Source organism: Nocardiopsis sp. CNZ308, from assembly GCF_004217075.1.
Genome location: NZ_SHKJ01000001.1, coordinates 3,818,338 through 3,838,139, shown reverse-complemented (window position 1 = coordinate 3,838,139; position 19,802 = coordinate 3,818,338). Strand labels below are relative to the sequence as shown.

General features: G+C 73.1%; 7 protein-coding genes. All 7 read right to left on the bottom strand.

Annotated elements, in window-relative coordinates; genetic code table 11:
• Positions 1–93: 93 nt before the first annotated feature.
• The 7 genes from EV372_RS16720 to EV372_RS16690 all read right to left on the bottom strand — a co-directional run bounded on the left by EV372_RS16720 (position 94) and on the right by EV372_RS16690 (position 18,729).
• Positions 94–4,851, bottom strand: a complete 4,758-nt coding sequence (locus EV372_RS16720; RefSeq protein WP_130396726.1) for a type I polyketide synthase — start codon at positions 4,849–4,851, stop codon at positions 94–96.
• The gene (locus EV372_RS16715) at positions 4,838–12,835 is read right to left on the bottom strand and encodes a type I polyketide synthase (protein WP_130398961.1); all 7,998 of its coding nucleotides are present in this window, start codon (positions 12,833–12,835) and stop codon (positions 4,838–4,840) included. The genes EV372_RS16720 and EV372_RS16715 overlap by 14 nt, the downstream gene beginning before the upstream one ends.
• 581 nt (positions 12,836–13,416) lie before the next feature.
• Positions 13,417–14,682 carry a styrene monooxygenase/indole monooxygenase family protein gene (locus tag EV372_RS16710; RefSeq protein ID WP_130396725.1) on the bottom strand — a complete coding sequence of 422 codons (1,266 nt, stop codon included), beginning with the start codon at positions 14,680–14,682 and terminating at the stop codon, positions 13,417–13,419.
• A gap of 60 nt (positions 14,683–14,742) precedes the next feature.
• Positions 14,743–15,300: a GTP-binding protein gene (locus EV372_RS16705; RefSeq protein WP_019606709.1), complete on the bottom strand. Its 558-nt coding sequence runs from the start codon at positions 15,298–15,300 to the stop codon at positions 14,743–14,745.
• Between the two features lie 22 nt (positions 15,301–15,322).
• Positions 15,323–15,682: a DUF742 domain-containing protein gene (locus EV372_RS16700; protein WP_013151545.1), complete on the bottom strand. Its 360-nt coding sequence runs from the start codon at positions 15,680–15,682 to the stop codon at positions 15,323–15,325.
• 37 nt (positions 15,683–15,719) lie between these two features.
• Positions 15,720–16,145: a roadblock/LC7 domain-containing protein gene (locus EV372_RS16695; protein ID WP_013151544.1), complete on the bottom strand. Its 426-nt coding sequence runs from the start codon at positions 16,143–16,145 to the stop codon at positions 15,720–15,722.
• A gap of 97 nt (positions 16,146–16,242) precedes the next feature.
• Positions 16,243–18,729, bottom strand: coding sequence for an ATP-binding protein (locus EV372_RS16690; protein WP_130396724.1), 2,487 nt, complete (start codon positions 18,727–18,729; stop codon positions 16,243–16,245).
• Positions 18,730–19,802: the final 1,073 nt, after the last annotated feature.

The following is a 19,802-nucleotide window of genomic DNA, read 5'->3' as shown; positions in this document are numbered from 1 at the left end:
AAGGGGCCGGGTGACGTGTTCCGGGACCGGGTCCGCTCCCGGCCGGACCGGGAGCGGACCCGTCGGCCGCTGGGCCGGGCTCGGGTGTGCCGTTCAGTCGAGCAGTGTCTGGTCGATGTAGGCGAAGAGCTCGTCGCGGCTCGCGGCCTCCAACTCCTGGTCGGTCCTGTCCGCGGTGTCGTCCGGGGACAGACGGCTCAGCAGGGCGCGGAGACGGTCGGCGACGGCGCCGCGGTCCAGCTCGTGGCCCCCGTCCCCCGCCAGGGCCGCCTCGACCCCGTCGAGCTGGGCCATCACGAGCTGGTCGGCGCTTCCGAAGAGGCGCTCCTCCAGGTGGCGGCCCAGGGCTTCGCAGGTGGGGTGGTCGAAGGCGATCCCCGACGCCAGCCGCAGGCCGGTGAGCGCGGACATCCGGTTGCGCAGCTCGATGGAGGTCACCGAGTCCATCCCCAGGTCCTTGAGGCCGCGGTCGGTGTCCAGTGCTCCGCCGAAGGGGTAGCCGAGGATGTCGGCCACCTGGTCGCGGACCAGTCCGGTCACCTCACGGACACGCTCGCCGCGGCCCAGACCGGCCAGACGGGCCCGCAAACCGTCCCCGTCTTCCTCGGGCGCCGCGTACCCGCCCCTTTCCAGGCCCAGGTCCCCGATGAGGGGGCTCGGCCGGTTGACCGTGAAGGCGGTGCGGAACCGCGGCCAGTCGACGTCGGCGACCGCGAGCGCGGTCAGGTCCCGGTCGAGGACGTGCTGGAGCGCGTCGACCGCGACCTCGGGGTCCATCGTGGGCAGCCCGTGCCTTCGCAGGAGCTCGGCGACGTCCGCCTCTTCGGCCATGCCGCCCCCCGCCCAGGCGCCCCACGCGACCGACGTGGCCGGGAGCCCCAGCGCGCGGCGGTGGTGGGCCAGAGCCTCGCAGAAGGCGTTGCCGGGCGCGTAGTTGCCCTGGCCGGTGACCCCGAACACGGCCGAAACCGACGAGAACAGCACGAAGGCCGACAGTTCCAGGTCCCTGGTGAGCTCGTGCAGATGCACGGCTCCGTCGGCCTTGGCACGCAGGGCGCGGACCAGCTGGTCCGGGGTGAGGGCGTCGATCGCGCCGTCGTCGAGGGCCGCGGCGGTGTGCACCACCGCACGGAGTCCGTGCTCGGAGGACACCCGCTCCAGGAGCCCCGCCAGTTCGGCGCGGTCGCCGACGTCACACGCGGCGAAGGTGACCCGGGCCCCGCTCGCGCGCAGGTCGGCCTCCAGGTCCCGGGCCCCCGGGGCGTCCGCGCCCCGGCGGCTCACCAGGAGCAGGTGGTCCGCGCCGTTGCGGGCGAGCCACCGGGCCGCGTGGGCCCCCAGCGCCCCGGTGCCACCGGTGACCAGGACCGTTCCCGAGGGTTTCCAACGGCGCACGGCCGGGGAGCCGGACAGCGGTTCCCGGACGATCCGGCGGACCAGCACCTCGCCGCCGCGGACGGCGATCTGGTCCTCACCGGGCGCGCGCTCGCCGACCAGGAACGCGGCCAGGACCTCGCCCGTCCCCTTCTCCGGGACGGCGGGCAGGTCGACCAGACCGCCCCAGCGCTCGGACTGCTCCTGGGCGGCGACCCGCCCGAAGCCCCACACGAGCGCGGCCGCGGGGTCGGCGACCTCGGCGCCCGCCGTGACCGCCCCCCGGGTCAGGCACCACAGGGGCGCGGTGATCCCGGCGTCCGAGAGGGCCTGCGTCAGCAGGACGGTGCGCCGGTGCCCGGAGAACGCGGTGGGCGAGGACAGTGCCGTGGCCGCGGGGTCGGCGGTCAGGGCGTACGCCGAGAGGACCCCGACGACGGAGTCGACCTCCTTGACGGCCGCCATGGCCCGCTGCGCCACCGCGGAGCGGTCCGCGGACTCGGGCACGTCCACCTCGCGGACGACGTGCCCACGCGCCGTCAGCGCCGCGACGCAGTCGGTGACGGCGGGGTCCGTCGGACCGGCGCCGAACAGCAGCCAGGTGCCCCCGGCGCCGACGGAGGTCCCGGCGGACCGCGCGGGCACCCAGTCCTCCCTGTAGGACCAGTCGTCCGGGGAGGCCGGCGACGATCCGCGTCCGGGGGTCCGGCCGCCCTCAGCCTCGGCGGCGGAGGAGGTCGCGTCCGGGGCCGCGCGCCAGTACCGCTGGCGTTGGAAGGGGTAGGTGGGCAGGTCCACGACCCGTGGGGAGCCTCCGAACACCGGTTCCCAGTCCACGTGCACGCCGTGCGCGTGGGCTTCGGCCAACGAGGTGAGGAAGCGGTCCAGGCCGCCCTCCCCCCGACGGAGCGTGCCCAGGACCACGGTGCCCGGCGCCTCCGACGCCTCACAGGTCTCCTGGAGCGCGGGGACGAGCACCGGGTGCGGTCCGACCTCGACGAACGTGTCGTACCCGTCGGCGAGGAGCGCCCTGGTCGCGTCCGCGAACTCGACCGGTTCGGCGAGGTTGCGGTACCAGTACCCGGCGTCCGTCTCCACCTCGCCCAGCCTGCCACCGGTGAGGGCGGAGTAGACGGGGACCTCGGGCGGCCGTGGGGTGATGTCGGCCAGCGCCGCGGTGACGGACCCGCGCAGGCGCTCCATGTGAGGCGTGTGCGAGGCGTAGTCCACGGGGACCATCCGGGCGCGGACGCCCTCGGCCTCGTAGCGTCCGACCAGGGAGCGGACGGCCTCCGCCCCGCCGGCCACGACGGTGGAGACGGGGCTGTTGACGACCGCCACGCGCACGTCCGCGTCCAGTACGGCGAGGTGCTCACGGACCAGGTCCGCCGGCAGGGCGACCGAGGCCATCGCACCGGTGCCCGCCAGTCCCAGGATGGCCCGGCTGCGGAGCGCCACCACCTTCGCGGCGTCGTCGAGGGAGAGCGCGCCCGCCACACAGGCCGCGGCGATCTCCCCCTGGGAGTGGCCCACCACGGCCGCGGGGCGCACGCCGTGGACGCGCCAGAGTTCGGCGAGGGAGACCATCACGGCCCACAGCACCGGCTGGACCACGTCCACGCGGTCCCGCGGGACGTCCGGGGCCTTTCCCCGCAGCACCGAGGTGAGCGACCAGCCCACGTGCGGGGCCAGAGCCTCCTCGCATTCGGCCATGCGCCGGGCGAACTCGGGCGAGGCGTCCAGGAGCTCCGCGGCCATGCCCTCCCACTGGCCGCCTTGGCCGGGGAAGACGAGAACGGGCTCCCTGACGGTCCTGGCCAGCCCGCGCACCACCCCGGAGGCGTGTCGGCCCCCGGCCAGGGCGGCCAGGCCGTCGAGGTAGGAGGCCCGGTCCCGCGCGACCACGACCGCGCGGTGCTCCAGGGCGGCCCGTGTCGTGGCCAGCGACCAGCCGACGTCGGCCGGATCGGCGTCCGGCCGGGCGCGCAGGTACGCGCCCAGGCGCGCCGCCTGCTCCTCCAGCGCCGCGGTGTCGCGCGCCGAGACCGGCCAGGGCAGGGCACGGGGGGCGACGGGCCGGGCGGCGCTGCGTGCTTGCGCCTCCTCCGGCGGGGCCTGCTCCACGACCACATGGGCGTTGGTCCCGCTGAGTCCGAAGGAGGACACCGCGGCGCGGCGCGGCCGTTCGGTCTCCGGCCAGGGCCGCTCCCGCGACAGGAGCCGGACGGCGCCCGAGTCCCAGTCCACGTGCGGCGTGGGCTCGTCGGCGTGCAGCGTCCTGGGCAGAACCCCGTGGTGCAGGGCCTGCACGGCCTTGATCAGCCCGGCGACGCCCGCTGCGGCCTGGGAGTGCCCGATGTTGGACTTGAGCGAACCCAGCCACAGGGGCCGGTCGACAGGCCGTTCACGGCCGTAGGCGGCCAGCAGGGCCTGCGCCTCGATCGGGTCACCCAGGGTGGTCCCCGTACCGTGCGCCTCGACCAGGTCCACGTCGCCGGGTCCGAGCCCCGCGTCCGCCAGGGCCCTGCGGATCACCCGTACCTGCGAGGGTCCGTTGGGGGCGGTGAGGCCGTTGGACGCCCCGTCCTGGTTGACGGCGCTTCCGCGAACCAGGGCCAGCACCCGGTGGCCGTTGCGGCGGGCGTCGGAGAGGCGCTCCAGCACCACCACGCCGACGCCCTCGGAGAACCCGGCGCCGTCGGCACCGGCGCCGAACGCCTTGCAGCGCCCGTCCGGCGCGAGCCCCTGGAGACGGGTGAACTCGGTCAGGGCCCCGGGCGAGGCCATGACCGTCGCCCCGCCCGCCAGGGCCAGGGAGCACTCGCCCCGCCCCAGGGCCTGGACCGCCAGGTGGACGGCCACGAGGGAGGAGGAGCAGGCGGTGTCCACCGTCATCGCCGGGCCGGTCAGTCCGAGGGTGTAGGAGATCCGGCCGGAGGCGACGCTCGTGGTGGTCCCGGTCATCGCGTAGCCGTCCGCCGGGGCCTGGGCCAGCCGCGGCCCGTACTCCTGGTTGATGACGCCGACGTAGACGCCGGTGTCGGTGCCCGCCAGCGCCGAGGGGGAGATCCCCGAGCGTTCCACGGACTCCCACGCCACCTCCAGCAGGAGGCGCTGCTGGGGGTCCATCGCCTCCGCCTCGCGGGGTGAGATCCCGAAGAAGGCGGGGTCGAAGGCGGTCGCGTCGTCGATGAAGGAGCCCTGGGTCATCGCCGACCTGGGTCCGTCCCCCTCACCGAGCAGTGACGCCGTGTCCCATCCGCGGTCGCCGGGCAGCGGGCCGACGGCCTCGCGCCCCCCGGCCACCAGGTCCCACAGTTCCTCCGGGGATCCGACACCGCCGGGCAGGCGGCAGCCCATCCCGACGATGGCGACGGGCTCGCGGGAGGCGACCCGGTCGACCTCCCTGCGCAGCCGGTCGTTCTCCTTCAGCGCGGACCTGAGCGCCGCGACCAGTCGGTGGTCATCGGTAGTCATCCACCGTCTCCTGTCCACGTGGTGATGCGGGGAGCTCATCCCTCAGGGCGAGGTTCACGAGCTCCTCGACTCCCATCTCGTCGATGCTCTCCCCCCGGGCTCCGGTGCCGTCGGGGGGTGTGTCGGTTCCGGTGTCGGCCTGCCACTGCCGGGGGACCTCGGGCTGTCCGGGGGACAGCAGGTCCCCCAGCAGGAGAGCGAGCGCGCGCGGGGTCGGATGGTCGAAGACAGCGGTGGCCGGGACCCGGACCCCGAGCCAGTCACCGAGCCTGTTGCGCAGCTCCAGACCGGTGAGCGAGTCCAGGCCCAGTTCGCTGAAGGGCCGGTCGGGGTCCACACGGAAGTGCCCGGCGTCGGGGTCGTGGCCGAGGACGAGGGCGGTCTGCGTACGGACCCCCGTGAGCAGCGCGTGTTCGCGTTCGGTCCCGGACAGCGCGAGGAGGCGGCCGGGCGCCCCGGCTTCCGCGCCCCCGCCGGAGTCCGTGGTGGCCGGGGCGTCCGGTCCGGGCGGCGGGGCCAGACCCCGCAGGACGCCGGAACCGGTGGCGGCGGTGTCGAACAGGGCGGGAACGCAGTGGGCCATGTTCCACATCAGCGCGGTGTCCAGGTGCCGCAGGGCCTCCTCGGCGGGCATGGGGAGCAGACCGCCCCGGCTGAGGACGCCGAGATCGGTGCCGTCCAGGTGTCCGGTCATACCGCTGGCCCCGGCCCACAGTCCCCACGCCAGTGAGGTGGCGGGCAGGCCGCGTTCGCGGCGGTGGTGGGCCAGCACGTCGCAGAAGACGTTGGCCGCGGCGTAGTTGGCCTGACCGGCGTTGCCCAGGATCCCGGCCACCGACGAGAACAGCACGAACGCGCCCAGGTCGGTCCCCGCGGTCAGTTCGTGCAGGTTCCACGCGGCGTCGACCTTGGGCCGCAGCACCCGGTCCACCTGTTCACGGGTGAGCGAGGTGACGGTGGCGTCGTCGAGGACGCCGGCGGTGTGCACCACCGCCCCGAGGGGGCGGTCGCCGGGGACGTCGCGCAGAACCCGTTCCAGGGCGCTGCGGTCCGCGGCGTCGCAGGCGACCACGTCCACGGTGGCCCCGAGGGCCTCCAATTCGGCGGTGCGCGCGTCCTGGCCCCCGGCGTCGGGTCCGCTCCGGCTGGTGAGCAGGAGGTGGCGCACCCCGTAGTCGGTGACCAGGTGGCGGGCCACCCGGTGGCCCAGGGAACCGGTGCCCCCCGTGACCAGGGTGGTGCACTCCTGCGGGAAGGGCGCCGGGACGGACAGGACCAGCTTGCCGACGGTCTCCCCGCGCTGAAGGCTCCGGAAGGCGTCCCCGGCCTCACGGAGGTCGTAGACGGTCAGGGGCAGGGGCTTGAGCGTGCCGGCGGCGAACAGCTCCATGATCCGCCCCAGCATCTGCCCGATCCGCTCCGGCCGCACGTCCGTCAGCTTGAACGCCTCGTAACCGCGTCCGGGGAAGCCCTCGGTGACGTCCCTCTCGTCGCGGACGTCGGTCAGTCCCATCTCCACGAGCCTGCCGCCCGGCCCCTCGCCGTCGCCCGGCGAACGCAGGAGCCGCAGGGAGGCGTCCACGAACTCACCGCTGAGCGAGTTGAGGACCACGTCCATCCCGCGCCCGCCGTTGGCCTCGCGCAGGCGCTGCTCGAACTCCAGGTCGCGGGAGGAGGACAGCCGCTCCTCGTCGAGGCCGTACTCGGCCAGCCCGGACCACTTGCGGCGGCTCGCCGTACCGAACACGCGTGCACCCATGTACCGGGCGAGCTGGACGGCCGCCGTTCCCACGCCTCCCGCGGCCGCGTGCACCAGGACGCTCTCCCCCGGGCGCACCGCCGCCAGGTCCACCAGTCCGTAGTAGGCCGTCAGGAAGGCCACCGGCACGGCCGCGGCCTGTTCGAAGGTCCACTGCTCGGGGATCCGTGCGAGCTTGCGGCCATCCGCGACCGCGACCGGACCGAACGCGCCGTCGAACATCCCCGCCACACGGTCGCCCGGGGACAGGTGCGACACCTCGGCACCGGTCTCAAGGACGATTCCGGCTCCTTCGAGGCCGATCCCGGTCTCGCCCTCGACCAGGCCGAGAGCGACCACCACGTCCTTGAAGTTCACCCCAGCGGCGCGGACGGCGACGCGGACCTCGTCCGGGCCGAGTCCCCTCCCCGCCTCCGGCGCGGGCAGTGCCTCCACACGTTCCAGGGAGCCCGTCCTGCGGGTGTCCAGGCGCCACAGCGCCCCCGGCGCCGTTCGCCCACCCTCGACCTCGGCCAGCCGGGGCACCAGGACCGTGCCCGAGCGCAGCGCCACCTGCGGTTCGCCGAGCGCGACCGCGCCGGGCAGCACGCGGTGGGAGTCCTCCGAGCCGTCGGAGTCCACGAGCACGAGACGGTCCGGGTGCTCCCGCTGGGCCGTGCGCAACAGACCCCACACCGGGGCCGCCGCCGGCCCTCCGAGCCGGGCGCCGCGGTCGGTGGGCACGGCCCGCCAGGTCACCACGACCAGCCGGGAGCGCGCGAACCGTTCGTCGGTGAGCCAGGAGCGGACGGTCTCCAGCGCCGCGTCGAGTCCGGCTCGGACGGCGTCCGGCACCGGTGCGTCCTCCGCGTAGACCGCGGTGGGGGGCAGCTCGGTGTAGACCGTCGGCGGGACGGGGGCGTCCGGGCCGAGGGAGGCGAGGTCGGGCAGGCCGACGGGCAGGGACGCCGCGGAGTCGGCGGGTACCGCCTCCCACACGAGCTCGTAGAGTCCGGACGACTCCGCCCGGTCCTGTTCGGGCAGGGAGTCCGCGTCGAGGGGACGCAGCACCAGCTCGTCCACGGCCGCCACCGGGGTGCCGTGCCCGTCCACCGCCAGGACGCGGTAGCGGTCCTTCCCCAGTTCGGTGATCCGCGCCCGGAGCGTGCGGGGGGACCCGTCGGCCCCGGACGGTGTGACGCGCACGCCCGACCAGGCGAAGGGCACCAGGAGGCGGCGCTGGTCCGCGCCGTGCGCGAGCACCGCGTGCAGGACGGAGTCCAGCAGGGCCGGATGGGGGCCGTGGAAGTGACCGCCGGCCGAGACCCCGTCGGGAAGGACGGCCTCGACCAGGAGTTCCCCGCCGCGCCGCCAGACCGAGCGCAGGCCCCGGAAAACCGGCCCGTAGGTGTACCCGCGTTTCTCCAGGAGGCCGTAATCGGCGCTGGTGTCCACCGGGTCAGCATCCGCGGGCGGCCACTCCCACGCCTCCCGCGGTCCGGCGGGCTCCCCGTGGACGAGGGTTCCCGACGCGTGCCGCGTCCACGGGGCGTCGTCGCCCTCGGGCCGGGAGTGGACCAGCACTTCGCGTCGGCCGTCCTCGCCGCGGGGCCCCACGGTGACCTGGAACAGCACGGCCCGGTCCCCGGTCAGCACCAGCGGCGCCTCCAGGGCGAGGTCGCCCACCGCCCCGGCTCCGCAACCCGCCGCGGCTTGCGCGACGAAGTCCACCACCGCGGTTCCGGCGACGACGACCCGGCCCAGCAGGCCGTGGTCGCCCGTCCAGGGGTGATCGGCCGTGCTGATCCTGCCGCTGAACACGGTCCGCCCGTCCGCGAGGGCGAGCCCGTCGCCCAGCAGCGGCCCGGCGGCGGGAACGGGTGTGGACGGCCCGGGCGCCGTCCAGTGGCGACGGCGCCGGAAGGGGATGTCGGGCACGACGACGGGTGCGCCCTCGTCCGCGACTCCCTCCAGTACCACGTGCGCGTTGGTGCCGCTGATACCGAAGGAGGACACGGCGGCGCGCCGGGGACGGCCGGTGTCGGGCCAGGGCTCCTCCTCGCGGAGCAGGCGCACCCCGGCCTCCTCCCAGTCCACCTCGCCGGTGGGCTGGTCGACGTGCAGCGTCCTGGGCAGCCGACCGTTGCGCAGCGCCTCCACGGTCTTGATCACCCCGGCCACGCCGGCGGCGGCCTGGGCGTGGCCGATGTTGGACTTGAGCGAGCCCAGGCGGAGCTCGTCCTCTCCCCGGCGGTCGCCGCCGTACACCGAGATCAGGGCCCGGGCCTCGATGGGGTCTCCCAGCCGGGTCCCGGTCCCGTGGGCCTCCACCGCGTCGACGTCCCGTGGCGTCAGCCGGGCCGATTCCAGAGCCTGTCGGATCACCCGCTCCTGGGCCTCCCGGCTGGGCGCGGTCAGGCCGTTGCTCGCACCGTCGGAGTTGACGGCGCTGCCCCTCACCAGGGCCAGGACGGGGCGGCCCGCGCGTCGTGCGTGCGAGGCGCGTTCCAGCAGGAGCATGCCCGCGCCCTCGGCCCAGGCCGTTCCGTCCGCTCCGGCGCCGAAGGCCCGGCACCTCCCGTCCGGGGACAGCCCGCGCTGGGCCGAGAACTCCAGGAACATACCGGGGGTGGCCATCACCGTGGCCCCGCCCGCCAGCGCCATGGAGCACTCACCCCGCTGGATGGCGCGCACGGCCTGGTGCAGCGCCACCAGGGACGAGGAGCACGCGGTGTCGATGGTCATCGCCGGCCCGCGCAGCCCGAGCACGTAGGCGATCCTGCCCGAGGCCACGCTCAGGGTGCTGCCGGTCAGCCGGTAGCCGCCGTCGGTGCCCGGCCCCGGGTCAGCGAGCCGGGGCCCGTAGTCGGTGGGCATGGCGCCCACGAACACCCCGACCTCCTGCCCTCGCAGCTCCCCGGGCTCCAGTCCGGCCCGCGTGACCGCCTCCCAGGAGGTCTCCAGCAGGAGCCGCTGCTGGGGGTCCATCGCGTCGGCCTCTCGGGGGCTGATACCGAAGAAGTCGGCGTCGAACATGGCGGCGTCGTAGAGGAACCCGCCCGAACGCGTGTAGGTGCGCCCCGGCGTCCCGGGGTCGGCGGAGTACAGGCCGTCCAGGTCCCAGCCCCGGTCGTCGGGGAAGCCGCCGATCGCGTCCTTGCCGTCCATGACGAGCCGCCACAGCCGCTCGGGCGAGTCGGCGCCGCCCGGAAGGCGGCATGCCATCGCGGTGATCGCGATCGGGTCGTCCTCGGCGGGCGTACGCTCGGCCGCCGCCGCGGGTCGGCGTTCGGGTGCCCGCCGGGAAGCCGGGGCCGCGGCGAGCTCGCCGAGCAGGAAGTCCACCATCCCCTCGGCCGTCGGCACCTCGAAGAGCAGGGTCGGCGGCAGCCGCAGGCCCGTCTCCCCGGCCAGGGCGTTGCGCAGCTCGACCGCCATCACCGAGTCGAAGCCCAGGTCGCGGAAGGTGCGGCGCTCCCAGCCGTCCTCGTGCTCGGAGAGCCCGAGGATCTCGGTGCTGCGGGTCCGGACCAGCTCCTCCAGCTCCTCCCTGGCCCACGCGCGGGCCCGGGGCTCGCCGCCGTCCCCATCCGGCTCGGACACGGGGCCTTCGGCCTCCGCGGGCACGGCCGGGGACGGCGCCGCCGGAGTGTCGGGCCACAGGCGCCGGCGCTGGAACTGGTAGGTCGGCAGGTCGATGACGCTGGCCCCGCTACCGGTGAACAGGCCGCTCCAGTCGACGTCGACACCGACCGCGAACGCCTTGGCCGCGCTGGTCAGGAACTGCTGGGCGCCCCCGGAGTCGCGGCGCAGCGTCGGCACGACGTGCCCCCCGCCTCCGGACAGGGCGAGGATCTGCTCGATCCCGAACGACAGCACGGGGTGCGGCCCGACCTCCAGGAAGGTCCGCCGTCCAGAGGCCACCAGGGCGCGCACCGCCTGGTCGAACCGTACGGTGCCGCGCAGGTTGGAGAACCAGTACCCACCGTCCAGGGGCGTCGAGGCGGTGTCCAGCTCCCCGCCCGTGAGCGTGGAGAAGAACGGCACCCGCGCGGCACGGGGGCGCAGGCCGTACAGGCTTTGGAGAACCTGGTCGCGGATGCCCTCCACATGGGCGGAGTGGGAGGCGTAGTCGACGTCGACCAGCGTCGCCCGCACACCGTGGTCCTCGCACCACTGCACGGCCTCGCGCACCGAGCGGGGACCGCCCGACACCACCACGGCGTTCGGGCCGTTGCGCACGGCCACGTACAGGTCGTCCAGACGCCCGGTCAGCCGCTCGGCCTCGTCCGCGTCCAGTCCGAGGGAGGCCATCGCGCCGGTGCCCGCCAGCGCGGTCAGGGCCTGGCTGCGCAGGGCCACCACCCGGGCGCCGTCGTCCAGGGACAGCGCTCCGGCCACACAGGCCGCGGCGATCTCGCCCTGGGAGTGGCCGACCACCGCGGACGGCCGCACACCGAGTTCCTCCCACACCCGCGCGAGCGACACCATCACCGCCCACAGCACGGGCTGGACCACGTCCACGCGCGCGTCGGGCCCGGCGACCACGGGGGCCTGGGGCTCCCTGCGCAGCACCTGGAGCAGCGACCAGCCGACGTACGGATCCAGGGCCCGCTGGCACTCGCGCAGCCTCGCCGCGAACACCCGGGACAGGGTGCCCTTGCCCTCCAGCAGCTCGCGCGCCATCCCCGGCCACTGTCCGCCCTGCCCCGGGAAGACCAGGACGGGCCCGGGCCGGCTGGGGTCGGTGTCCGGCGGCGTGGCCGAGTGCACCGACTCCAGCTCACGCGTGTCGGTGCCGCCGGAGGCGAGTATCACCGCCCGGTGCTCGAACACCGAGCGGGTCGTGGCCAGCGAGTAGCCCACGTCCTCGGCCCGGATGCCCGGCCTGGACGAGACGAAGGCGTGCAGCGCGGAGGCCTGGGCGCGCAGGGCGGCCTCCGACCGCGCCGACACCACCCACGGGACCAGGTCCATGCCCGTGCCGCCGCCCGACGCTCCGGCGCCCGCGCGCTGGGTGGGCGGGGGCCCGAGTACGAGGTGGCAGTTGGTCCCGCCCATCCCGAAGGAGGACACGCCCGCGAGCGGGGCCTGGCCCGGCCACGCCTCTCGGCTGGTCTGCGGGACCACTCCCCAGCGGTCCAGGTCCAGGTCGGGGTGGGGGGACTCGAAGTTCAGGGTGGGCGGGAGCTGGCCGTGGGACAGGCTCAGCACGGTCTTGAGCAGGCCGGCCACGCCCGCGGCCCCCTCCAGGTGACCGATGTTGGTCTTCACCGACCCCACACGCAGGGGTTCGCGCCGCCCCCGGGAGAAGACCTCCCCCAGCGCGGCCGCCTCCACCGGATCGCCGACGGGGGTTCCGGTCCCGTGCATCTCCACGTATCCCACCCGTGCGGGGTCCGCACCGGCCTGGCGGTAGGCCTCACGCAGGACGCGTACCTGCCCCTCGGCGTCGGGACGGGCCAGATAGGGGGTCCGACCGGAGTTGTTCACCGCCCCTCCGCGCAGCACCGCGTGGACGCGGTCGCCGTCCGCCAGCGCCCGGTCCAGGAGCTTGAGCACGAGCACCGCGCCGCCCTCGCCCCGTACGTAACCGTTGGCGCGGGAGTCCAGCGTGTAGCACCGGCCGTCCGGGGACAGGCCGCCGAACCCGTCGACGCTGTCGGTGCTCTCGGGGACCAGGATCAGGTTCACGCCGCCGGCGAGGGCGGTGTCGGACTCACCCCTGCGCAGGCTCTCCGCCGCCAGGTGCACGCTGACCAGCGAGGAGGACTGACCCGAGTCGACGGTCAGGCTCGGTCCGCCCAGGCCGAGCACGTAGGACACCCGGTTGGCGATCATGCCCCGGTGGGTTCCGGTCAGTGTGTGGTGGGTGACGGCCGAACGGCCGCCGACCTGCCGCAGGAGCGCGTAGTCGGAGGAGATCGCACCGGTGAACACGCCGGTGCGGCCGTCCCGGAGGGCCGCCGGGGCGATCCTCGCGTTCTCCGCGGCCTCCCAGCTGAGTTCGAGCATGAGCCGTTGCTGGGGGTCCATGGCCACGGCCTCGCGCGGCGAGATCCCGAAGAAGGCGGCGTCGAAGTCCTCCACCCGTTCCAGGTATCCGCCCCAGCGCCCGTCGCGCTCTCCGGCGTGCCCGCCGAGGCGTTCGGGGGGCGCGGTGATCGCCTCGCGCCCCTCGCAGAGCAGGCGCCAGAAGGCCTCGGGGGTGGAAGCTCCAGGAAGTCGGCAGGACATCCCCACCACGGCGACGGGAGCACCGGCGCCTTCGTGGACGCCGTCCGCATGGTCACTGCTCAACGCTTTCCCTCCGATCACGCTTCACGTTCTCGTCGTGCGCACACGAGGACTTTCGCGACGTGCGCCCTCACGGAAGGCGCATCGGCACCCGATACCGCGAAGGTGCGCGATATGATCGCTTTCTCGCAGGTCGGAGTGATTCTCCGAGGAAACGGACACGTCTTCGTCCCCTGAGGGGTCGGAGCCTTCGTCCCGAGCGGGGCCAGAAGGGTTGGGGCACGCACGGGGCTACATGAAACACCCTTCACAGCCGACACGGGAGTCCTTGCGAAAAGTGGCCCAGTGCGGTAGGCGCCCGATACACCGTCATGTTTGTTACATAAAACTCATTCGTCACTCTACGGATGTTATGGACACCAACTCGAAGGATCGTAGCTGTCGGCCAGGTGGCGTGACAACGCACGCAGGGTTTTCGGTCATTCTGTTGAGCCATTCAGTCATCGACTTAATTAGAGGCGAAAACGCCTCCAAACAGCCGGATGCCCGATGTCCCTGGGACATCGGGCATCTGCGAGGCGGCACGGGTGTCAGTTCCCGTTCCGCGCCCGCACCTCGGCGATGTACTGGCGTGCGAGCTCCGGGTCGAGGAGCCAGGTGCTGAAGTCCGGCGGGTAGTCCCAGCCCCCGATCCACCGGTCTCCCACCTCGGGGTGGGCGTTGGCCGCGTCGATGAGTTCGTAGAAGTGCGGCGGGAGGTCGCCCGCGTCCCACATCGTGGAGTTCATCTCAGACCACAACTGGTTGTGCAGGCCGAACTCCCAGAAGCGGTCGAACGCGCCGACCAGGAACTCCTCGTCGAACTCACGGTCCCCGTGCTCGATGATGCTCTCCAGGTACGCCTTGGCACAGCGTGTGGAGTTGTTCCAGCTCTGGCACACGTAAGGGTCCATGGTGACGACCACGTCCGCCATGCCGAGGACGCGTCCGCCGGACGGGAGAACGCCCACGGGGTTCCTGACCTGAGGGGTCAGGTCCTCCACCAGGGTGCTGTTCCTGCCGTCGACCAGGACCGCGTCCTTGGCGCGTTCGAAGTACTCCGGAGCGTAGCTGCGCAGGAGGTCCTTCATCCGACGCAACTGCTCCTCGGGCCCCGGCCGGTCGGGCCACGCGTCCATGGGGCCGCCGCGCTTGTCCACCATCATCAGCGTGTGGCAGGGGCCGTCCTGCGCCAGGATCGGCATGAAGTTGATGTTGCCCGCGTCGGCCGCCGACGCGGCCCAGCCGATGTTCTCCTCGCCCTGCTCGTCCGGCCAGACGTCGTAGACATAGGCCTGGGCGATGGAACGGGGCCTCGCACCGCTGAACCTGCTCTCGTCGTAGTCGAAGAGCTGGCCGAGTTCTCCGTGCCCGACCGCCACGATGATCAGGTCGAACATACGCGAGAAGTAGTCGAGGTCGGTGACCGTGACACCGTGGATGACGACCTTGCCGCCCCGGTCCTCGAAGTACTCCAGCCAGTCGGCCATCTTCACTCGCCGGTCGACCGAGACCATGTAGTCGTTGTCCTTACCGGTCCTTCCCTTGAAGGACACGAGCGGCTTGCCTCCGCCCGGGTACAGGTGCACCTTCTCCTCCCTGATCTGCGGGGCGAGGGCGCTCCACAGATCGAGGTCGTGTTCACGCTCATAGTTCAGCGCCGTGGGGAGCGTGAACTGCGAGATCGAAGGCTTTCCCGTCCGGATCTCCATCGAGGACTGCCCCGTGATCACCGTGACGTCGTATCCATGGGTCAATAGCCCATGGGCCAGGTGCAGGCCGGCATGACCCGCGCCGACGATAAGGATCTTGCGCATTGTCGCTAACTTTCCTGGGGAATCTGCGGGGCGGTGGGAAGACCGGGGCCTCCCTGTCCGTCAGGCGACGGGCTCGCTGGCGCGGTTGTGCTCCAACGCGTACCGGAGCAGCGTCTTGAGCACCTCACCCCCGGACAGGCGGTTCCGGGCGTCGAAGTCGATGATCGGCACCTCGGGGCTGACCTCCAGCGCCTCGCGGACCTGCTCGGAGGTGTACTCGAGGCGGCCCTCGAACTTGTTCAGCGCCACGATGTAGGGGATGCGCTTGGTCGTCTCGAAGTAGTCGACCGCGTCGAAGGAGTCCGCGAGCCTCCGGCAGTCGACCACGACGACGGCGCCCACGGCGCCCCGGACCAGGTCGTCCCACATGAACCAGAAACGCGCCTGGCCCGGTGTGCCGAACATGTACATGACCAGTTCGTCGTCGATGGTGATGCGACCGAAGTCCATCGCGACGGTGGTGGTCGTCTTGTCGGGTGTGATCGAGGTGTCGTCATGACCGATGCTGGCCTCGGTCATGATCGCCTCGGTCGTGACAGGGGGAATCTCCGACACCGAGCGCACCAAGGTCGTCTTGCCGGCGCCGAAGCCCCCGGCGATGACGATCTTGCTCGACATCTTCTTGCGATTCGACCGCTTGTCACTGGAAAAGTCGTTCGAGACCACGAAGAGCCCTCTCCAGAACCTGGTTTTCCGATGGACTGCTGCCGGTGATGGTCGGGTGGATGTACACGAGGTCCTGTTCGGCCAGGTCGCTGACCAGAACCTGGGTGACGCCCAGGGGGATGTTCAACTCGGCCGACACCTCGGCCAGCGACCGGGTCTCCCGGCACAGCTTGTAGATACTGATCGACTCCGGCATGAGGGTGCCAGGAGGTTCCTGCCCGGGCTCGGACGTCGAGACCAGGGTCTGCACCATCAGCGGATGCCGCGACCGTGTCCGCCCACCCGTGAAGGTGAACGGACGGACACGGTTACTCCTTCGCCTGCGGAAGCTCATAGCCGAGGCAACCTCTCCTCCCGAACGGGCACCGTCGTCAGTTCTGGATGACCTCGCGCAGCTGCGAGCGCAGCTGCGGCGTGAGCACGTGGGCGACGTTCTCCACGAGCTTGGTCATCTGGAAGCCGACGATCTTGAGCTCGGTGCCCGGGGCGGTGAGCACCGCCATGCAGGAGCCGTCGCTGATCGCCATGATGAACAGGTGGCCGTGGTTGAAGCGGACCAGCAGCTGCTCGCACTCGCCCCTCTGGAAGAGGTTGGCGCCGCCGACGGCGAGGCTGTGCAGGCCGCTGGCGATGGCCGCGAGCTGCTCGGCGTGCTCCTCGGGGAAGTCGCTGGAGTGCGTCAGGACCAGACCGTCGGAGGAGACCACGACGGCGTGCTCGACACCGCGCACGTCACGGACGAAGCGGTCGATGAGCCAGGAGAAGTTCTCAACACTGTCGTTCACGGATTCAGTCATCGCTGTGCCTTACCTGCCTGGGCCGAGGGTCGTGTTCGCTGCTGTGGTGTCTGCGGGGGCACACCGGGAGGGGCGCCCTGGACGGGGTCGGGAGCCGTCACTTCTTGTCGTCCTTGAGCTCGTCGCCGCCCTCGCGGGCCTCGCGCTCGCCGTCGAAGAAGTCGCCGAGCTCGTCGCGGATCTGCTCGGCCCGGGCCTCCCCGGTGAGCCTGGGCGGAGTGTCCTCGCGGGCCTGGGGCGGGGTGTCCGGCTTCTGTCCGGGGCGGGGCATCATCCGCAGGGGCGATCCGTGCGGGGTGGCGCTGCGCCGGGGCAGCCCGGCGGAGGTCACCGCCGAACCGCTCGCCGCGGAGGGCCTGCCCGTGCCGTTGGCGGGGGGGCGGGCGGGGGCCGGGGCGGGCGCGACGGGCTTGGCGGGCGGGGCGCTCGTCGGGACGGTCGAGGTGCGGGCCTGTCCGGGGGTTCGCGGCGTGGCCACGCGCAGCAGCTCCTTGGGGATGATCGCGTAGGCGCTCACCCCGCGGAAGGAACGGGGTTCGAGCCTGGCTTCCAACCCGTGCTTCTTGGCGATCCGGCTGGCGACGTACAGGCCCATGTGGCGGGGCACGTCGGCGTCCAGGACGGGTTCGCCCGCGAGACGGTCGTTGAGTTCGGCGAGCTGCCCCTCGGGGATGCCCACGCCCTCGTCCTCGACGACGATCATGAGGCGCCCGTCGGCCATCTCCTGGGCGCTGATGACGACCTGGGAGTGCTCGGGCGAGTTGGCGGTGGCGTTGTCCAGCAGTTCGGCGAGCAGGTGGCTGATGTCGTCGGCCGCCATACCGGTGATGGAGGTCTGCGGGATCTTGCCCATCCGGACGCGGGGGTAGTCCTTGATCTCGGAGGTGGCGGCGCGGGCCACGTCGAGCAGGGGAACGATCTCGTCGTGGGCGTCGGACTCGCCGCCGTCATGTCCGGTGAGCACCAAGAAGTTTTCCCCGTTGCGCCGCATACGGGTCGCGAAGTTGTCGATCTGGAAGAGCTTGTCGAGCAGGTCGGGGTCCTGGGCGTCGGTCTCCAGCTCCTCGACCATCTCCAGCAGGGCGTCCACGAGCGACAGGTCGCGCATGGCCAGACCCGCGAGGGCCTCGTTGAGGAGGCTGTCGCCGCCCTCGGAGGGCGCGGGGGTGGGGGCGATCGCGTCCATGAGGGCCGCCCTGCGCTCGGTCAGCGTCTCGGCGGGGGCCTCGGGAGCCGCTTCGGCGGGCTCCGCGGCGGCCTCGGCCGGGGCCTCCCGCTCCTGTTCCCGCTCCGGCTGCTCCCTGCCCGCGTCCGTGCCGGAGCCCGCGCGGGTCAGGGCCCGGTCCTCGCGCTCGGCGGAGTCGGTCCGGGTCTCGGCGTGCTCGGCGAAGAGCGTGCTGGCCGACTCGGCGCTGATCACCTGCGGCTGCTGTCCGGCGGTGAGCACGATGATGTGCTGGACCGGCTGGCCGTAGGGGTTGTACTGGCCCGGGTAGAACATCGGCTGGCCGTGCATGACGTAGCCGGGGGGCTGGAAGGGCGCCGGGTAGGCGCTCTGGTAGGTGACCAGCGGCTGGGGCGGGTACTGCGCCGGGTAGTGCGCGGGCTGCGCCGGGTAGGGGTGCTGGCCCTGCGGCTGGGGCGCGTAACCGCCGTGCTGCGGCGGCGCGGCGGGGTAGGGCGCCGGGGCGGCCTGCGGGTGCGGCGGGTAGGGGTGGTGGGGCTCCTGCCCGGCCGGGTGGTAGGGGCCGTACTGCGCGCCGGGGGGCGCCTGGTAGGGCGCGGGGGCCGCGTAGGGGTCGTGGCCGACCGGGCCGGGGACCGGCTGCTGGGAGTACCCGTGCTGCCCCTGCACCTGCGGGGGCGCGGGGCGCTCCCCCGGCACCTGGTAGGGCTGGGGCGCGGGCCATGCCTGGGGAGGCTGCTGGTGGCCCTGGGCGGGCGCGGCGGCCTGGGGCTGCTCCGGCTGGCGGTGGTCGTCGGCCTGGGACGCGTCGGCCTGCGGCTGCTCGGGCCGGTGGTGGTCGTCGGCGGCCTGCGGGGGGTCCTGTCGGTGGGAGTCCGCCTGTTCGGGCCGGGGCGGGCGGCCCTGCTCCTCGGGGGACCGCGTCCGGCCGTGCGGGACCTCGGTCCGCTGCCGCCCCGCCTGCTCGGGCCGCGAGGCCGACTGCGGCGTGGTGTCCGCGGGCGCCGCCTGCGTCTGCGCGGCGGGGGCCTGGGGCCGCTCCGCGCGCTCTGTCGGTGAGGAGGTGTCAGTCATGGTGTCCGTGGTGGCGGTGATGGGTGGGGTACGCGGCTCGGGCTCGTCCAGGCCCACGCCACGCCACTGGTTGACCGGGGAGGCCCCGGTGTCCACGTCGTCGACGTTCACCCGCCGGGTCGTGTAGGGGTTGGGGACGCTGGTCCTGGAGGCGGGTCGGTACCCGTTCTCGGCGGAGCCGGAGAAGGGGCCGGTCGCGGGGGGCGCGGCGTCGCCGCGCTCCGTCGCGCCCGACTCGGGAGCGGACCCGCCCGTGGGCTGGACGCTGTCCCGGTCCGACGTGCGGCCGGAATTCTGCGAGTGCGGATGCACGGGATGATGCACGGGATTTCCTTGCTGGGTCTCCGGTGAGGGGGGTTCCTGGGCTCTGACCATACGGGAGATGGCTCGTCGGAACCGTCCCTCCCGCCTGGCTCCTTGCCCGTCCTCCGCTGACGTCATCGACCCGCCCCCGCGCGGGTGCGGAGCGGAGCTGTCTCGCGGCGACGGCGCCTCTGCCACAATCTCGTCTCCTCGCGTCGGTGGGGCTGGCTCGGCGGCGGCGCCGCTCCACCGCCCTGCCCGGGGAGGTGGCCGCCCCGGGATCCCGCGCGGGACCCCCGTGGCAGCCGGGTGCCCCGTGCGCCGGAAGAAGGTCTCGGCCGGGGCGCCCCCGCCCGAGCGGGGACCAGACGGGTGCGACACCCCATCCGGAGACAAGTATCCATGCCCCGCACAATTCCTGTACTTCCACCGAGAACCGTCGTTCGGTTCGCCAGACTAACAAAGGTCGACAGCCTTGGCAGACGAATCATGGAAGGATCACAAAAGCACCCGGAACAACACCTCTGACGTGCGCGAACGCCATCCAGGGGGTGATGTGACCCCAGATGTTTTTGTGAGATTTATGGACCCGTGTCTGTTTACGGACAGGTGTCAGCAACCGGTCCGCCGCACCGGCGGACCCGTGATCCGGAACCACGCGCACCCGCTCTGAACAGTGCGAACGCGCGGCTCGTCGACCGGCCGCCGAGCCGGACCGCCCCTCGGGCCGCAGCGGCGGGAAGCCCCGTCGCACGGGGGCCGCGTCCGCCCGCGCATCCGGGGCGCCGCGTCGGCACGGGGGCACGGGACTCCGGCGCTCGGACGGTCCGGGTGCGCGGGTCCACGGGGAGCGGGGGTCATGGCTCTCCTGTCGATTCCTCTTCCCCCCGTTTGCGCGCCGTTCCCGGAATTGCTCCGAAAACAGCTCCGGACGAGGAGCGATGCGCCTCGCGGGCCGTCCCGCGCAGGGGCGGGGCACGACCGGGGGAACGCGGAGCGCGGAAACGTTTTGCGCGCCTTCGGGCAGGAGGCCGGGGCGGCCCCCGCGAAGGCGTTGGCGTCGGAAACGGGCGGTGTTCGGACACCGTCCTCCC